At 69.5% G+C, this 12,050-nt stretch carries 14 protein-coding genes and 1 pseudogene; 4 read left to right on the forward strand and 11 right to left on the reverse strand.

The features are described 5' to 3' along the window. Window positions 1-48: 48 nt before the first annotated feature. From recA to IE066_RS05640, 4 genes are all read right to left on the reverse strand, one after another. The gene (gene recA, locus IE066_RS05625) at window positions 49-1,077 is read right to left on the reverse strand and encodes a recombinase RecA (RefSeq protein ID WP_189447612.1); all 1,029 of its coding nucleotides are present in this window, start codon (window positions 1,075-1,077) and stop codon (window positions 49-51) included. Between the two features lie 154 nt (window positions 1,078-1,231). Beyond that, complete coding sequence (locus IE066_RS05630; protein ID WP_189447613.1) at window positions 1,232-1,423, reverse strand: YegP family protein; 192 nt, start codon at window positions 1,421-1,423, stop codon at window positions 1,232-1,234. Between the two features lie 10 nt (window positions 1,424-1,433). Next, the gene (gene lexA, locus IE066_RS05635) at window positions 1,434-2,057 is read right to left on the reverse strand and encodes a transcriptional repressor LexA (protein ID WP_189447615.1); all 624 of its coding nucleotides are present in this window, start codon (window positions 2,055-2,057) and stop codon (window positions 1,434-1,436) included. Between the two features lie 45 nt (window positions 2,058-2,102). Beyond that, complete coding sequence (locus tag IE066_RS05640) at window positions 2,103-2,600, reverse strand: CinA family protein (protein ID WP_189447617.1); 498 nt, start codon at window positions 2,598-2,600, stop codon at window positions 2,103-2,105. Between the two features lie 132 nt (window positions 2,601-2,732). On the opposite strand from IE066_RS05640, the gene mutS reads away from it, so the two are divergent. Beyond that, window positions 2,733-5,285, forward strand: a complete 2,553-nt coding sequence (mutS, locus tag IE066_RS05645; protein ID WP_229790739.1) for a DNA mismatch repair protein MutS — start codon at window positions 2,733-2,735, stop codon at window positions 5,283-5,285. Here mutS and IE066_RS05650 read toward each other — a convergent pair. Beyond that, the gene (locus tag IE066_RS05650) at window positions 5,282-5,908 is read right to left on the reverse strand and encodes a TMEM175 family protein (RefSeq protein WP_189447621.1); all 627 of its coding nucleotides are present in this window, start codon (window positions 5,906-5,908) and stop codon (window positions 5,282-5,284) included. The two genes, mutS and IE066_RS05650, sit on opposite strands and share 4 nt — an antisense overlap. 150 nt (window positions 5,909-6,058) lie before the next feature. On the opposite strand from IE066_RS05650, the gene IE066_RS05655 reads away from it, so the two are divergent. From IE066_RS05655 to IE066_RS05665, 3 genes are all read left to right on the forward strand, one after another. Then, entirely contained in the window at window positions 6,059-7,603 is a 1,545-nt protein-coding gene (locus IE066_RS05655; RefSeq protein WP_189447623.1) for a catalase, read from the forward strand. Between the two features lie 99 nt (window positions 7,604-7,702). Then, window positions 7,703-7,909 carry a DUF3606 domain-containing protein gene (locus IE066_RS05660; protein ID WP_189447625.1) on the forward strand — a complete coding sequence of 69 codons (207 nt, stop codon included), beginning with the start codon at window positions 7,703-7,705 and terminating at the stop codon, window positions 7,907-7,909. Between the two features lie 27 nt (window positions 7,910-7,936). Continuing rightward, window positions 7,937-8,572: a DUF937 domain-containing protein gene (locus IE066_RS05665; RefSeq protein ID WP_189447627.1), complete on the forward strand. Its 636-nt coding sequence runs from the start codon at window positions 7,937-7,939 to the stop codon at window positions 8,570-8,572. A gap of 19 nt (window positions 8,573-8,591) precedes the next feature. Here IE066_RS05665 and IE066_RS05670 read toward each other — a convergent pair whose 3' ends face one another. The 6 genes and pseudogenes from IE066_RS05670 to rpsP all read right to left on the reverse strand — a co-directional run bounded on the left by IE066_RS05670 (window position 8,592) and on the right by rpsP (window position 12,043). After that, complete coding sequence (locus tag IE066_RS05670) at window positions 8,592-8,996, reverse strand: RNA-binding S4 domain-containing protein (protein WP_189447629.1); 405 nt, start codon at window positions 8,994-8,996, stop codon at window positions 8,592-8,594. A gap of 121 nt (window positions 8,997-9,117) precedes the next feature. After that, a pseudogene (locus IE066_RS14995) lies at window positions 9,118-9,663 on the reverse strand (Mut7-C RNAse domain-containing protein); the annotation flags it as partial. Between the two features lie 185 nt (window positions 9,664-9,848). After that, complete coding sequence (gene rplS, locus IE066_RS05680; protein WP_189447631.1) at window positions 9,849-10,262, reverse strand: 50S ribosomal protein L19; 414 nt, start codon at window positions 10,260-10,262, stop codon at window positions 9,849-9,851. A gap of 113 nt (window positions 10,263-10,375) precedes the next feature. Further along, window positions 10,376-11,164, reverse strand: a complete 789-nt coding sequence (trmD, locus tag IE066_RS05685; RefSeq protein ID WP_189447633.1) for a tRNA (guanosine(37)-N1)-methyltransferase TrmD — start codon at window positions 11,162-11,164, stop codon at window positions 10,376-10,378. Window positions 11,165-11,234: 70 nt separating this feature from the next. Then, window positions 11,235-11,786: a ribosome maturation factor RimM gene (rimM, locus tag IE066_RS05690; RefSeq protein ID WP_189447635.1), complete on the reverse strand. Its 552-nt coding sequence runs from the start codon at window positions 11,784-11,786 to the stop codon at window positions 11,235-11,237. Beyond that, complete coding sequence (gene rpsP, locus IE066_RS05695; protein WP_189447636.1) at window positions 11,786-12,043, reverse strand: 30S ribosomal protein S16; 258 nt, start codon at window positions 12,041-12,043, stop codon at window positions 11,786-11,788. Before rpsP ends, rimM begins: the two co-directional genes overlap by 1 nt. Window positions 12,044-12,050: the final 7 nt, after the last annotated feature.

Here is a 12,050-nt window from a genome sequence, read left to right on the forward strand (position 1 = left end):
GGGCCGAGTCGCGATCCCGTGGGGGGCGCGGCCGTGCCATCGCCTCGATCAGGCGTCGGCTTCGGCTTCCGCCGGATTGATCTCCTCCGGCACGAACTTCTCGCGCAGGGCGGCCTCCAGCTTGGCGGCCATCGCCGGGTTCTCCTTGAGGAACTGGCGAGCGTTCTCCTTGCCCTGCCCGATGCGCTCACCGTCGCAGCTGTACCACGCACCCGACTTCTCGACGAGCTTGGCGTCCACGCCCATGTCGATCAGCTCGCCCTCGCGGGAGATGCCCTCGCCGTACAGGATCTCGGTGACGACCTGCTTGAACGGCGGCGCCAGCTTGTTCTTGACGACCTTGATGCGGGTCTGGTTGCCGATGATCTCGTCGCCCTTCTTGATCGAGCCGATGCGGCGGATGTCGAGACGGACCGAGGCGTAGAACTTGAGCGCGTTGCCGCCCGTGGTGGTCTCGGGGCTTTGGCCCGGCATCATGATGCCGATCTTCATGCGCAGCTGGTTGATGAAGATCACCAGCGTGTTGCTGCGCTTGATGTTGCCGGTGAGCTTGCGCAGCGCCTGCGACATCAGGCGGGCCTGCAGGCCCGGCAGCTGGTCGCCCATCTCGCCTTCGATCTCCGCCTTCGGCGTGAGCGCGGCGACCGAGTCGATCACGACCATGTCAACCGCGTTCGAACGCACCAGCATGTCGGCGATCTCGAGCGCCTGCTCGCCGGTGTCGGGCTGTGAGAGCAGCAGGTCGTCGACGTTGACGCCCAGCTTGGCGGCGTAGATCGGGTCGAGCGCGTGCTCGGCGTCGATGAAGGCCGCCGTGCCGCCCTTCTTCTGGCATTCGGCGATCGCCTGCAGGGTCAGCGTGGTCTTGCCCGACGACTCCGGGCCGTAGATCTCCACCACGCGGCCGCGCGGCAGGCCGCCGATGCCGAGCGCGATGTCGAGCATCAGGGAACCCGTGCCGACGGTCTCGACGGCTTCGACGCTGCGGTCGCCCATGCGCATGACCGAACCCTTGCCGAACTGCTTCTCGATCTGGCCGAGAGCCGCTGCAAGCGCGCGCTTCTTGTTCTCATCCATTGACGGGTTCCTGGTGTTCATTGGTGTAGGAGGATTCTCGTGTGCGGACATCGCAGGGGTTGAGACGATGGCATCCGCAGCTGAACTTTGCGATGAGCGGCAGCCCGGCGCCGTCGGTCGAGCCGCTCGGCGGTCGTAGGAAATGTCCGCGGCGTCAGCCGGAAACGTCGACGATCGGCGTCGACTGCGAGGTCGAGCGCACCAGCCCGATCGAGTACTCGCAGTCGAACTTGCTGACGTAGCCTTCGGCGCTGTCGGCCACCACTTCGCCGTTCGCCGCGACGAGGCGCCACCGCCACTGCAGGGACAGAAGCGAGTCGCCGGAACGGTAGATCTCGAACTTCATGCGCGCGGCCTCAGCGGTTCGGCCGCACGAGGCCGCAGTACAGGCCTTCGATCGCGAAGTCCTGGTCCGAGCCGACTTCGATCGGCGCGAAGTCGGGGTTGCGCGGCAGCAGGCGGATACGGTCCTTGGCGATCTTCAAGAGCTTCACGGTGATCGCGTCGTCGATACGGGCGACGACGATCTGCCCCGAGCGCGCCTCGTTGGTCCGATGCACACCGATGAGGTCGCCATCGAAGATGCCCTCGTCGCGCATCGAATCGCCCTTGACTCGCAGCAGGTAATCCGGCGCGGGCGCGAACAGGTTCTTGTCGAGTAGCACCATGTCGTCGGAACCGATGTCGGCACCGATCGGCAGGCCCGCAGCCACCTGGCCGAGCACCGGCAGCTGCAGCATGTCGGAGGCATTGGCAGCCGGCCGGTTCGGCGTGGCCACGAGACGGATGCCCCGCGCCTGCCCCGGCACCCGGCGGATCGCGCCGGCCTGCTCGAGCGCCTGCAGGTGGTACTGCGCGGCGCGGACGCTGGAGAAGCCGAAGACCTCGGCGATTTCCGTCTGCGACGGCGGCACGCCGTCGGCCTCGATGCGCTCGGCGATCATTTCGAGGATCGCCTGCTGGGTGTCGGTCAGGTTCATTAGTAGCAATACTACTAACTCGACCACCAACCGCAAGACCGCTCGTCAGCCCGCGTGCTCGATCAGTCCCCGCAGCGCCCGGCCCACGGTCTGGCGCCGGACGGCCTCGCGGTCGCCCTCGAAATGGAAGACGGCCGCCTGCGGGTAGCCGCCGCGGCGCTTCCAGCCGATCCAGACCGTGCCGACGGGCTTGTCCGGGGTGCCGCCACCCGGCCCCGCGATACCGGTGACGGCGACCGCCAGGCTGGCCGCCGAGTGCACCAATGCGCCCGAGACCATCTCGACCACCGTCTCGCGGCTCACCGCGCCGTGCGTTTCCAGCGTGTGCGGATTCACGCCCAGCAGTGCCTGCTTGGCCTCGTAGCTGTAGACCACCATCCCGCAGTCGAACCAGGCGGACGAGCCGGCGAGGTCGGTCAGCGTCTTGGCGATCCAGCCGCCGGTGCAGCTTTCGGCAGTCACCACGGTGAGGTGGCGGTCGAGCGCGGCGCGGGCGAGGATTTCGCCTAGGCAGCGCAGGTCGTTGTCGGTGGGAAGGTCCATGCGGCCATTATGGACGGCGGTCGCGGGCATACTGTCGCCCCGCCGGACCACCCCGCCCGGCCTGCCCGACCGACGCATCCCGTGCCAGACGCCAGCGCCGACGTCCGCTCCGCCGACGCCCATACCCCGCTCATGCGGCAGTTCTTCGCCTGCAAGGCGGAGCACCCGGACGTGCTGCTGTTCTTCCGGATGGGGGATTTCTACGAACTGTTCTACGACGACGCCCGCAAGGCCGCGCTGCTGCTGGACATCACGCTGACCCAGCGCGGCAGTTCGGCCGGCCAGCCGATCCCGATGGCCGGCGTGCCGCACCACTCCGCCGAGAGCTACCTCGCGCGGCTCGTAGCGCTGGGCGAGTCGGTCGCGATCTGCGAGCAGATCGGCGACCCCGCCGCGAGCAAGGGCATCGTCGAGCGCAAGGTCGTGCGCATCGTCACGCCGGGCACCGTCACCGACGAGGCGCTGCTCGACCAGCGCCGCGACACGCTGCTGCTGGCCGTCGCGCGCGGGAAGAACGGCTGGGGCCTGGCCTGGGCCGATCTTGCCGCCGGGCGCTTCCTGTGCAACGAGGTGGCGAACGAGGACCAGCTCGAAGCCGAGATCGCGCGCCTCGATCCCGCGGAGGTGCTCTGCCCCGACGAGGACTCGGTGCCGGCATGCATCGCGGCCCGCACCGGCCTGCGCCGCCGCGCGCCCTGGCTGTTCGACCTCGACAGCGGCCGCCGCCAGTTGCTGCGCTTCTTCGCCGTACATGACCTCACCGGCTTCGGCATCGACGACCGCCCGCTCGCCGTCGCCGCGGCGGCCGCGCTCTTGGGCTACGTCGAGGAGACGCAGAAGCAGCGGCTGCCGCACCTGACCTCGATCTCGGTCGAGTCGGGCGACGGCGCGATCGCGATGAACGCCGCGACGCGACGTCATCTCGAACTCGACACGCGCATCGACGGCGACACCCGCCACACCCTGCTGGGCGTGCTCGATTCCACCGTAACGCCAATGGGCGGGCGCCTGCTGCGCCGCTGGCTGCACCGCCCGCTGCGCGATCGCGGCGTGCTGCGCCTGCGCCACAACGCGGTCGCCACGCTGATGGATTCGCGCGCCGACGACTCGCTGCGCGAGCGGCTGCGCGCGGTGGGCGACGTCGAGCGCATCCTCGCCCGCGTCGCACTGCGAAGCGCGCGTCCGCGCGACCTTTCGACACTGCGCGACGCGCTCGCCATGTTGCCCGGCCTGCGCGATGCGCTGGCGCCGCTCGACGCCCCGCGCCTTCAGGCCTTGCGCGACGAGCTCGGCGAGCACCACGCGATGGCCGCCTACCTCGCCGAGGCGATCGTCCCGCAGCCGCCCGTGCTCGCGCGCGACGGCGGCGTGTTCGCTGACGATTTCGACGCCGAGCTCGACGAGCTGCGCCGCCTGTCGACCAACGCCGACCAGTTCCTCGTCGACCTGGAGGTGCGCGAGCGCGAGGCGACGGGCATCACGACGCTGAAGGTCGGCTACAACCGTGTTCACGGCTACTACATCGAGGTCAGCAAGGCGCAGGCCTCGCGCGCGCCGGCGCACTACACGCGCCGCCAGACACTGACCGGCGCCGAGCGCTACATCACCGAGGAACTCAAGCAGTTCGAGGACAAGGTGCTGAGCGCCCGCGAGCGAGCGCTGGCCCGCGAGCGCCTCCTGTACGAGCAGTTGCTCGACGCGCTCAACGAGGGGCTGGAGCCGCTCAAGCGCTGCGCTGCGGCACTCTCGGAACTGGACGTGCTCGCCTGCTTCGCCGAGCGCGCGCAGGCGCTGGACTGGGCGCAACCCGAACTCACCGAGCATCCGGGCATCCGCATCGAGCGCGGGCGTCATCCGGTCGTCGAGGCCGTGCGCGACGCGCCGTTCGAGCCCAACGACCTGATCCTCGACTGCGCGCCCGACCACGCCGGCCGCCGCATGCTGGTGATCACGGGCCCGAACATGGGCGGCAAGAGCACGTACATGCGGCAGAACGCGCTGATCGTGCTGCTCGCGCACATCGGCAGCTTCGTGCCGGCGTCGATGGCGGTGATCGGTCCGATCGACCGCATCCTTACCCGCATCGGCGCAGGCGACGACCTCGCGCGCGGCCAGTCGACCTTCATGGTCGAGATGGCGGAGACGAGCTACATCCTCCACCACGCCACGGACCGCTCGCTGGTGCTGATGGACGAGATCGGCCGCGGCACGTCGACCTACGACGGCCTGGCGCTGGCCGAGGCCTGCGCGCGGCATCTGGCGGGCGTCAATCGCGCCTACACGTTGTTCGCCACGCACTATTTCGAGCTGACGCGCCTCGCCGAGCCCGGCAGCGGCATCGCCAACGTGCACCTCGACGCCGTCGAGCACGGCGACCGTCTGGTGTTCATGCACGCGGTGAAGGACGGCCCGGCGGACCGGAGCTTCGGACTGCAGGTCGCGGCACTGGCCGGCCTGCCGAAGGCGGTCGTCGCGCAGGCGCGCGCGCGGCTGGCGGAACTCGAGCAGCAGCGGCCGGACGCTCCGCGTCCGCCGATGACGGCGTCGGCGCTCGAATCGCCGCAGCAGTTCGCGCTGTTCCCACCGAGTTCGGCTGCGCTGGATGCGCTGGCCGGCATCGACCCGGACGACCTCACGCCAAAGCAGGCGCTCGAGGCGCTGTACCGGCTGCGCTCGCTGCTCTAGGCGGCTTCGGGGGCCGCCGTCGTCGCCGGACGGCACAGCAGGCGGCGCCACAGCGGCAGCGTGAGCATCGCCAGCGGCGCGAAGAACGGCGCGAGCTGTGCGAGCGCGAGCGCGGTGATCGATGCGCAGATCGTCGCGATGCCGCGCCCGCGGATGAAGCGCACGTCGTCGGCGGTCGTGGTCGACGCGCGCATCGCCGGCCCGGTCGCCAGCGTGTTGACGCGCAGGTTGAGCAGCGCGGTCACCAGCATCCAGCCCCAATAGAGCGACGCCGGTACGCGGGCGCCGGCGTACTCGCTCATGAAGGCCGTGAGGAACGGCATGAAGGCGATCGCGCCCAGCAGCATCAGGTTCCAGCCGACGATGCGCTGCGAGAACCGCGAGGCCAATGACATCGCGCGATGGTGGCCGGCCCAGAAGGCGCCAATCACGCCGAAGCTTACGAAGAAGCCGATGAGGTTCGGCAGCAGGTGCCAGAGCGCCCGCCAGTACGCCATGTCGCCGACGCCTCGCGGCACTTCGGGCACATGCACCTCGATCACCAGCAGCGTGATCGCGATGGCGAAGACGGCATCGGAAAAGAACGTCAGCCGCTCGAGCGGCTGGTCGACGTGATCGGTCATGGCATCTCCCCTGTCGCCCGATTGTTCGCCGACGGGCTCCTGCGTCGCAAGCAGATGGATATAGGCCTGGCCTATCACAGCGGTCCGAACAATCGATTTCCGTCGAGGCCGCCTACCGCCTAGCTTGGCCGCACCACCGAGGAGTCACCAATGAGCAGCCCCGACCCCAACGCCGCGCAGTGCCCAGTCATGACGACCACCGCCGGCAACCCCATCGCCGACAACCAGAATTCGCTCAGCGCCGGCCCGCGCGGCCCGCTGCTGCTGCAGGACTACCAGCTGGTCGAGAAGCTCGCCCACCAGAACCGCGAGCGCGTGCCGGAGCGCGTCGTCCACGCCAAGGGCTGGGGCGCGTACGGCAGCCTCACCGTGACCGGCGACATCAGCCGCTACACGAAGGCGAAGCTGTTCTCCGAGATCGGCAAGAAGACCGACCTGCTGATCCGCTTCTCCACCGTTGCCGGCGAGATGGGCGCCGCCGACGCCGAGCGCGACGTGCGCGGCTTCGCCGTGAAGTTCTACACCGAGGAAGGCAACTGGGACCTCGTCGGCAACAACACGCCGGTGTTCTTCATTCGTGATCCGATGAAGTTCCCCGACTTCATCCGCACGCAGAAGCGCCACCCGCGCACCAACCTGCGCTCGCCGACGGCGATGTGGGATTTCTGGTCGCTCTCGCCCGAGTCGCTGCACCAGATCACCATCCTGTTCTCCGACCGCGGCCTGCCCACCGACGTGCGCCACATGAACGGCTACGGCTCGCATACCTACAGCTTCGTCAACGACGAAGGCCAGCGCGTGTGGGTGAAGTTCCACTTCAAGTCGATGCAGGGTCATCGCCACTGGACGAACGCCGAGGCCGCCGAAGTCGTCGGCCGCACGCGCGAATCCACGCAGGAGGACCTGTTCGCGGCCGTCGAGCGCGGCGACTACCCGCGCTGGCGGATGTGCGTGCAGATCATGACCGAGGACATGGCGGACGAGTGGTCGGCGCGCACCGGCTGGAATCCCTTCGACCTCACCAAGGTGTGGCCGCACAAGGATTTTCCGCTGATAGAGGTGGGCGTGGTCGAACTCAACCGCAATGCCGACAACTACTTCGCCGAGATCGAGCAGGCCGCGTTCTCGCCCTCGAACATCGTGCCCGGCATCGGCTTCTCGCCGGACCGCGTGCTGCAGGGCCGCATCTTCGCCTATGCCGACGCGCACCGTTACCGCATCGGCACGCATTACGAGGCGCTGCCGGTGAACCGCCCGCGCTGCCCCGTGCACAGCTACCACCGCGATGGCTCGATGCGCTTCTTCGGCCTGCAGACCGGCAGCCCCGACGCGTACTACGAGCCGAATTCCGTCGCCGGCAGCGCACAGCAGGCGCCGCAGTACCGCGAGCCGCCGCTGAAGATCGGCGACATGGCCGACCGCTACAGCCATCGCGACGACCACGACGATTACACGCAGGCCGGCAATCTGTTCCGACTGTTCGACGAGGGCCAGAAACAGCGCCTGTTCGACAATATCGCCGCCGCGATGCAGGGCGTTCCCGAGGTGATCGTGCGTCGCCAGCTGGCGCACTTCGCCAAGGCCGACCCGGCCTATGCCGCCGGCGTGGCGCGCGCGCTCGCACCGGATCCGGCCGGCGACGATCGCCTCAAGGGCACCAGCGCGACCGACTCGGTCGAACCCGTGGCGAGCTGATCGCAAGCGTTTCCCGGTGCGAAGGCCCGGCTCCGGCCGGGCCTTTTTCGCGCGATCGACGTACGAGATGTTTCGATGGACGCCCGACACGGAGCCGCCATGAGCCATCGAATCCCCAACGACCCCGAACGCGTCAACGTCAACGACGAGCAGGAAGCGGCGTACTGGTGCCGCGAACTCGGCTGCAGCGCCGAGGAACTGCAGGAAGCCGTCAGCGCCGTCGGCGTGCAGGCCGCGGACGTGCGCCTGCACCTCGGCCAGGCGACGCGCGATCCGTCACGGGCCGTCGATGCCGTGCGTGGCTGACTGGCGCCCGCAATACGGAGAGACGCGATGAACGGTCCCCTGCTCGACGACCTCCACGACCAGCTGCGCGGCGAGCCCACGCGGCGCCTGGCCGAGTACCTCGACGTTTCGCGCGACGTGGCCACCGCTGCGACGGACGTCGCGCTGCGCGTGCTCATCGGCGCCACGCATCACGCGGTGCAGGGCGACGGAGGTGCCCGCGCGCTGCTGGGCGCGCTCGAGTTCGACCACCGCGGCGTCGACCCGTCCAACGCGCTCGCCACGGCGATCGCCGGAGGCGCCCGGCGCGATGCGGTGCTCGATGCGATCCTGGGCGAGCATCGCATCTCCACGGCGGACGGCGTCGCCACCGCGAGCGGCCTCGACAGCGTGCGTGCCGATGCGCTGCTGCGCGCGCTCGCCCCGACCCTCATGGCGTATCTGGCACGCCGCCTTTTCACGCCGGCGGACGCCGATGGCGCGACCACGCCGCGCGCCACGCCGGACGGGCTGCGCGCGGCGCTGGCCGCCGAGGTGGAAGGCATGCGCGGTCGCGAGCCGGCAGAGGCGATGCCGCATCGCGATGCGATCGCGGGCATGGACATGCCCGGCCTGGACGACGACGGGCTCGGCCCGCTACCGGTGCAGACGGCGGAAATGCGCAGCCCGCGCCCACGGCTCTGAGGCGCTCGTGGCGAAGCGCTCAGGCGGCGTCGATGTCGCCCAGCGCGCGGATAAGGCGGCGCGCACGCTTGTCGGGGCGCTGTTCGGGCGCGCGGTAGCCGTCGCGCGCCGCGGCCCGCTCCGCACGCGCCTGTTCGCGCAGCGCCTTTGATTCCTCTGTCTCGGCGTACAGCGCCTGCGCGACCGGTGCGGACCCGCGAACGGTACTCAGGCCCAGCACGCGTACCTCGAATCGCTCGTCGCCGCGCAGGATGCAAAGCGCATCGCCCTCCCTCACCGCGCGCGATGCCTTGACGCGCTGGCCGTCGACTTCTACGCGGCCGGTCTCGATCGCCTGCTTGGCGAGCGAACGGGTCTTGAAGAAGCGAGCGGCCCAGAGCCACTGATCGATGCGGACGGAAGCGAGCGGGAGGGATTCGGTCATGCGTTGGTGATGTCGGTTGGATCGGGGGTTCGGGCGGAAGCACGATACCGGCCGCGGCGAGCCGCTCGCGCAGCCGGACGACATGGCTACCGTTCCAGTAGACGCGGCGGCAGTCTCCGCAGCGGCTGAAGCGTGTGGCGCTGCGGCGGGCGCCAGCGGGTATGGCGTCGACCACGTTCGCCAGCTCTGTGGGCGCCACCACGCCGTTGCAATGGGCGCAGCGCGTGAACGGCGCGAAGGCCACGGCGAGTCCAAAGCGCGCGTTCATTTCGGCGAGCTGTTCGAGCGGCGCGGTCGCATACACGAAGGCTGCCGGCCCAAGGCGGGTGCGCTTGAGCAGGCCGGTGTCGCGCGTCAGCAGCACCCTGCCCTCGGCGGTGCCGAGGGCCACCAGCGCGTCGTCACCGGCATTGTTGCGGTAAGCGGTATCGATGCCCAGCAGGCGCAAATAGCCGGCAAGGCGGCCGAGGTGCACGTCGAGCACGAAGCGTGGCGGATCGCCGGCGGGCTGCACGAGCCGCGGAAACACGCTGATGGATTCGCCACCGCGCAGCCGATGCATGAGTGAAGCAATGCGGCCATCGACGATCACCCGCCCGATCTCGACATGCGGAATGCCGACGGACTCGATCGGATCCTTCAACGCGGGCGACCCATCGAAGCCCACCGCGAACGTGCCCCCCGGCGACGAGGCGCTAGGAACCGTTCCAGCCGCCCGTGGGCCCGCATTCCGCAGTCGCGACGCTCGATCGACACCTCATCAGCCTGACAGTCCGCGGTGCACGCGTCGTCGAGGGCCGCAAACGCGAACGGCCGCCCGAAGGCGGCCGTCGCAGAACCACTGCGGCGCGACTACTCGGCGGCAGCGGCGGCGGCGGCAGCAGCGGCCTTGGCCTTCGCGTTGCCGGCCAGATCTTCCTTGATGCGCGCCTTCTTGCCCTGCAGGCCACGCAGGTAGTACAGCTTGCCGGCGCGGACCTTGCCGCGGCGCTTCACGTCGACCGAGTCGATCGTGGCGGAGTGCGTCTGGAACACGCGCTCGACGCCGAAGCCGTGCGAGATCTTGCGAACCGTGAACGAGGAGTTCAGGCCGGCGTTCTTGATGCCGATGACCACGCCCTCGTAAGCCTGCACGCGCTCACGGTTGCCTTCCTTGACCTTCACGTTCACGACGACGGTGTCGCCCTGGCTGAACTCAGGAAGCTTGCGGGTGATCTGCTCGGCTTCGAAGTTCTGGAGCAGCGTATTGATGGACGGCTTGTTCATGGGCTTTTGCCTGTTGGTGTCGTTGTAGAGCCGCGAGTGCGCGTGGACCCGCGTGCCGGCTGGTGGAGCGAAGCCCGCAATTGTAGCGGGGTTTTCCTTTTGGTGGCTAGGGCTTAGCCGGTTTCCGGACCGGCGGTCGCGGTTCCGCCGGCGCCGGCGGCCGTTGCGGCCGCTTCTTCGCGGTAAGCCTGCAGCAGCTCGCGGTCGGCCTTGGAGAGCTCGCGCCCGTCCAGCAGGTCCGGGCGCCGCGCGGCCGTGCGCCCCAGCGACTGCATGCGCCGCCAGCGCGCGATGCGCGCGTGGTCGCCCGACAGCAGCACGTCCGGCACGCGGCCGAGGTCGTGCTCGACCGGCCGGGTGTAATGCGGGCAGTCGAGCAGTCCGTCCTCGAAGCTGTCCTGCTGGGCGGACTCGGTGTCGTTGAGCACGCCGTCCTGAAGCCGCGCGATCGCGTCGACCAGCACCGCGGCGGGCAGTTCGCCACCGGACAGCACGTAATCGCCGATCGAGACCTCCTCGTCGACCTCGGCGCGGATCAGACGCTCGTCCACGCCCTCGTAGCGGCCGCAGAGCACGATCAGCCGCGGCTCGGCGGCGAGGCGACGTACGCCGGCCTGATCCAGCCGACGCCCCTGCGGGCTCATGTAGACCACCCGCGAGGGCCCCTCGCCTGCCCGGCGCGCCGCGTCGAGTGCGCGGCGCAGCGGCTCGATCAGCATGACCATGCCGGGGCCGCCACCGAACGGGCGATCATCCACGCGGCGGTAGTTGCCCTCGGCGAAGTCGCGCGGATTGGTGCCGTGGATCGACAGCAGCCCGCGCTCCACCGCGCGCCCGACGACGCCGAAGGCCGCGCACTGCGCGACGAACTCGGGGAACAGGCTGACGACGTCGATGCGCATGCGTGGCTCGCGGGCCGCCGCGAAGCGCGGACGGCGTAGCTTCGACGCGGGACCCTGCGGCCCCGCGCGATCAGAAATCGGGATCCCAGTCGACCGTGATGCGGCCGGCGTCGAAATCGATGGCGGTGACGTACTGGGGGCGCACGAACGGGATCATCCGCTCGCGATCGCCGTCGCGGGCCACCAGCACGTCGTTGGCGCCCGTGGCGAACAGGTGGCTGACGCGCCCGAGCGCGACGCCCTCGACGTTCACCACCTCGAGCCCTTCGAGGTCGATCCAGTAGAACTCGCCCTCGGCGGGCCTGGGCAGCGCGGAGCGGTCGACGTAGACCTCGGTGCCGCGCATCGCCTCGGCGGCGTCGCGGTCCTCGACGCCCGGAATCTCGGCGGACAGGCCCTTGCCGACCTGCCGGCCGCGCACGCCCATCAGCTCGCGCTCGTTGCCGCGCGCGTCGCGGAGGATCCAGGGCCGGTAGCCGAAGATGGCCGAGCGCGGCTCGGTCCAGCTCTCGAGTTTCACTTCCCCACGAACGCCGAAGGCGCCGACCACCCTTCCAACAAGGATGCGGCGCCCCGGTTTGTTCGTATCGCTACCGCCCGCGCCATGCACGGGCGCGGACATCAGGCCGCGGCCTGCGCCTTGACGACCTGCTTGTAGAGGTCGGCGACCTTGTCGGTCATCTGGGCGCCGTTGCCGACCCAGTGCTGCACGCGCTCGACGTTCAGCTCGACGCGCTTGTCGTTACCCGAAGCGACCGGGTTGTAGTAGCCGACGCGCTCGATGTTGCGGCCGTCGCGGGCGCTGCGGCTGTCGGTGACGATGATGTGGTAGAAGGGGCGCTTCTTGGCGCCGCCACGGGTAAGACGGATCTTGACCATGAGGTTC

This window comes from Cognatilysobacter xinjiangensis (assembly GCF_014651995.1).
Taxonomy (GTDB): Bacteria; Pseudomonadota; Gammaproteobacteria; order Xanthomonadales; family Xanthomonadaceae; genus Cognatilysobacter; species Cognatilysobacter xinjiangensis.

Coding starts and splice junctions, on each gene's coding strand:
- recA (WP_189447612.1), bottom strand. CDS start 1,077: ATGGATGAGAACAAGAAGCGCGCGCTTGCAGCGGCTCTCGGCCAGATC.
- IE066_RS05630 (WP_189447613.1), bottom strand. CDS start 1,423: ATGAAGTTCGAGATCTACCGTTCCGGCGACTCGCTTCTGTCCCTGCAG.
- lexA (WP_189447615.1), bottom strand. CDS start 2,057: ATGAACCTGACCGACACCCAGCAGGCGATCCTCGAAATGATCGCCGAG.
- IE066_RS05640 (WP_189447617.1), bottom strand. CDS start 2,600: ATGGACCTTCCCACCGACAACGACCTGCGCTGCCTAGGCGAAATCCTC.
- mutS (WP_229790739.1), top strand. CDS start 2,733: ATGCGGCAGTTCTTCGCCTGCAAGGCGGAGCACCCGGACGTGCTGCTG.
- IE066_RS05650 (WP_189447621.1), bottom strand. CDS start 5,908: ATGACCGATCACGTCGACCAGCCGCTCGAGCGGCTGACGTTCTTTTCC.
- IE066_RS05655 (WP_189447623.1), top strand. CDS start 6,059: ATGAGCAGCCCCGACCCCAACGCCGCGCAGTGCCCAGTCATGACGACC.
- IE066_RS05660 (WP_189447625.1), top strand. CDS start 7,703: ATGAGCCATCGAATCCCCAACGACCCCGAACGCGTCAACGTCAACGAC.
- IE066_RS05665 (WP_189447627.1), top strand. CDS start 7,937: ATGAACGGTCCCCTGCTCGACGACCTCCACGACCAGCTGCGCGGCGAG.
- IE066_RS05670 (WP_189447629.1), bottom strand. CDS start 8,996: ATGACCGAATCCCTCCCGCTCGCTTCCGTCCGCATCGATCAGTGGCTC.
- rplS (WP_189447631.1), bottom strand. CDS start 10,262: ATGAACAAGCCGTCCATCAATACGCTGCTCCAGAACTTCGAAGCCGAG.
- trmD (WP_189447633.1), bottom strand. CDS start 11,164: ATGCGCATCGACGTCGTCAGCCTGTTCCCCGAGTTCGTCGCGCAGTGC.
- rimM (WP_189447635.1), bottom strand. CDS start 11,786: ATGTCCGCGCCCGTGCATGGCGCGGGCGGTAGCGATACGAACAAACCG.
- rpsP (WP_189447636.1), bottom strand. CDS start 12,043: ATGGTCAAGATCCGTCTTACCCGTGGCGGCGCCAAGAAGCGCCCCTTC.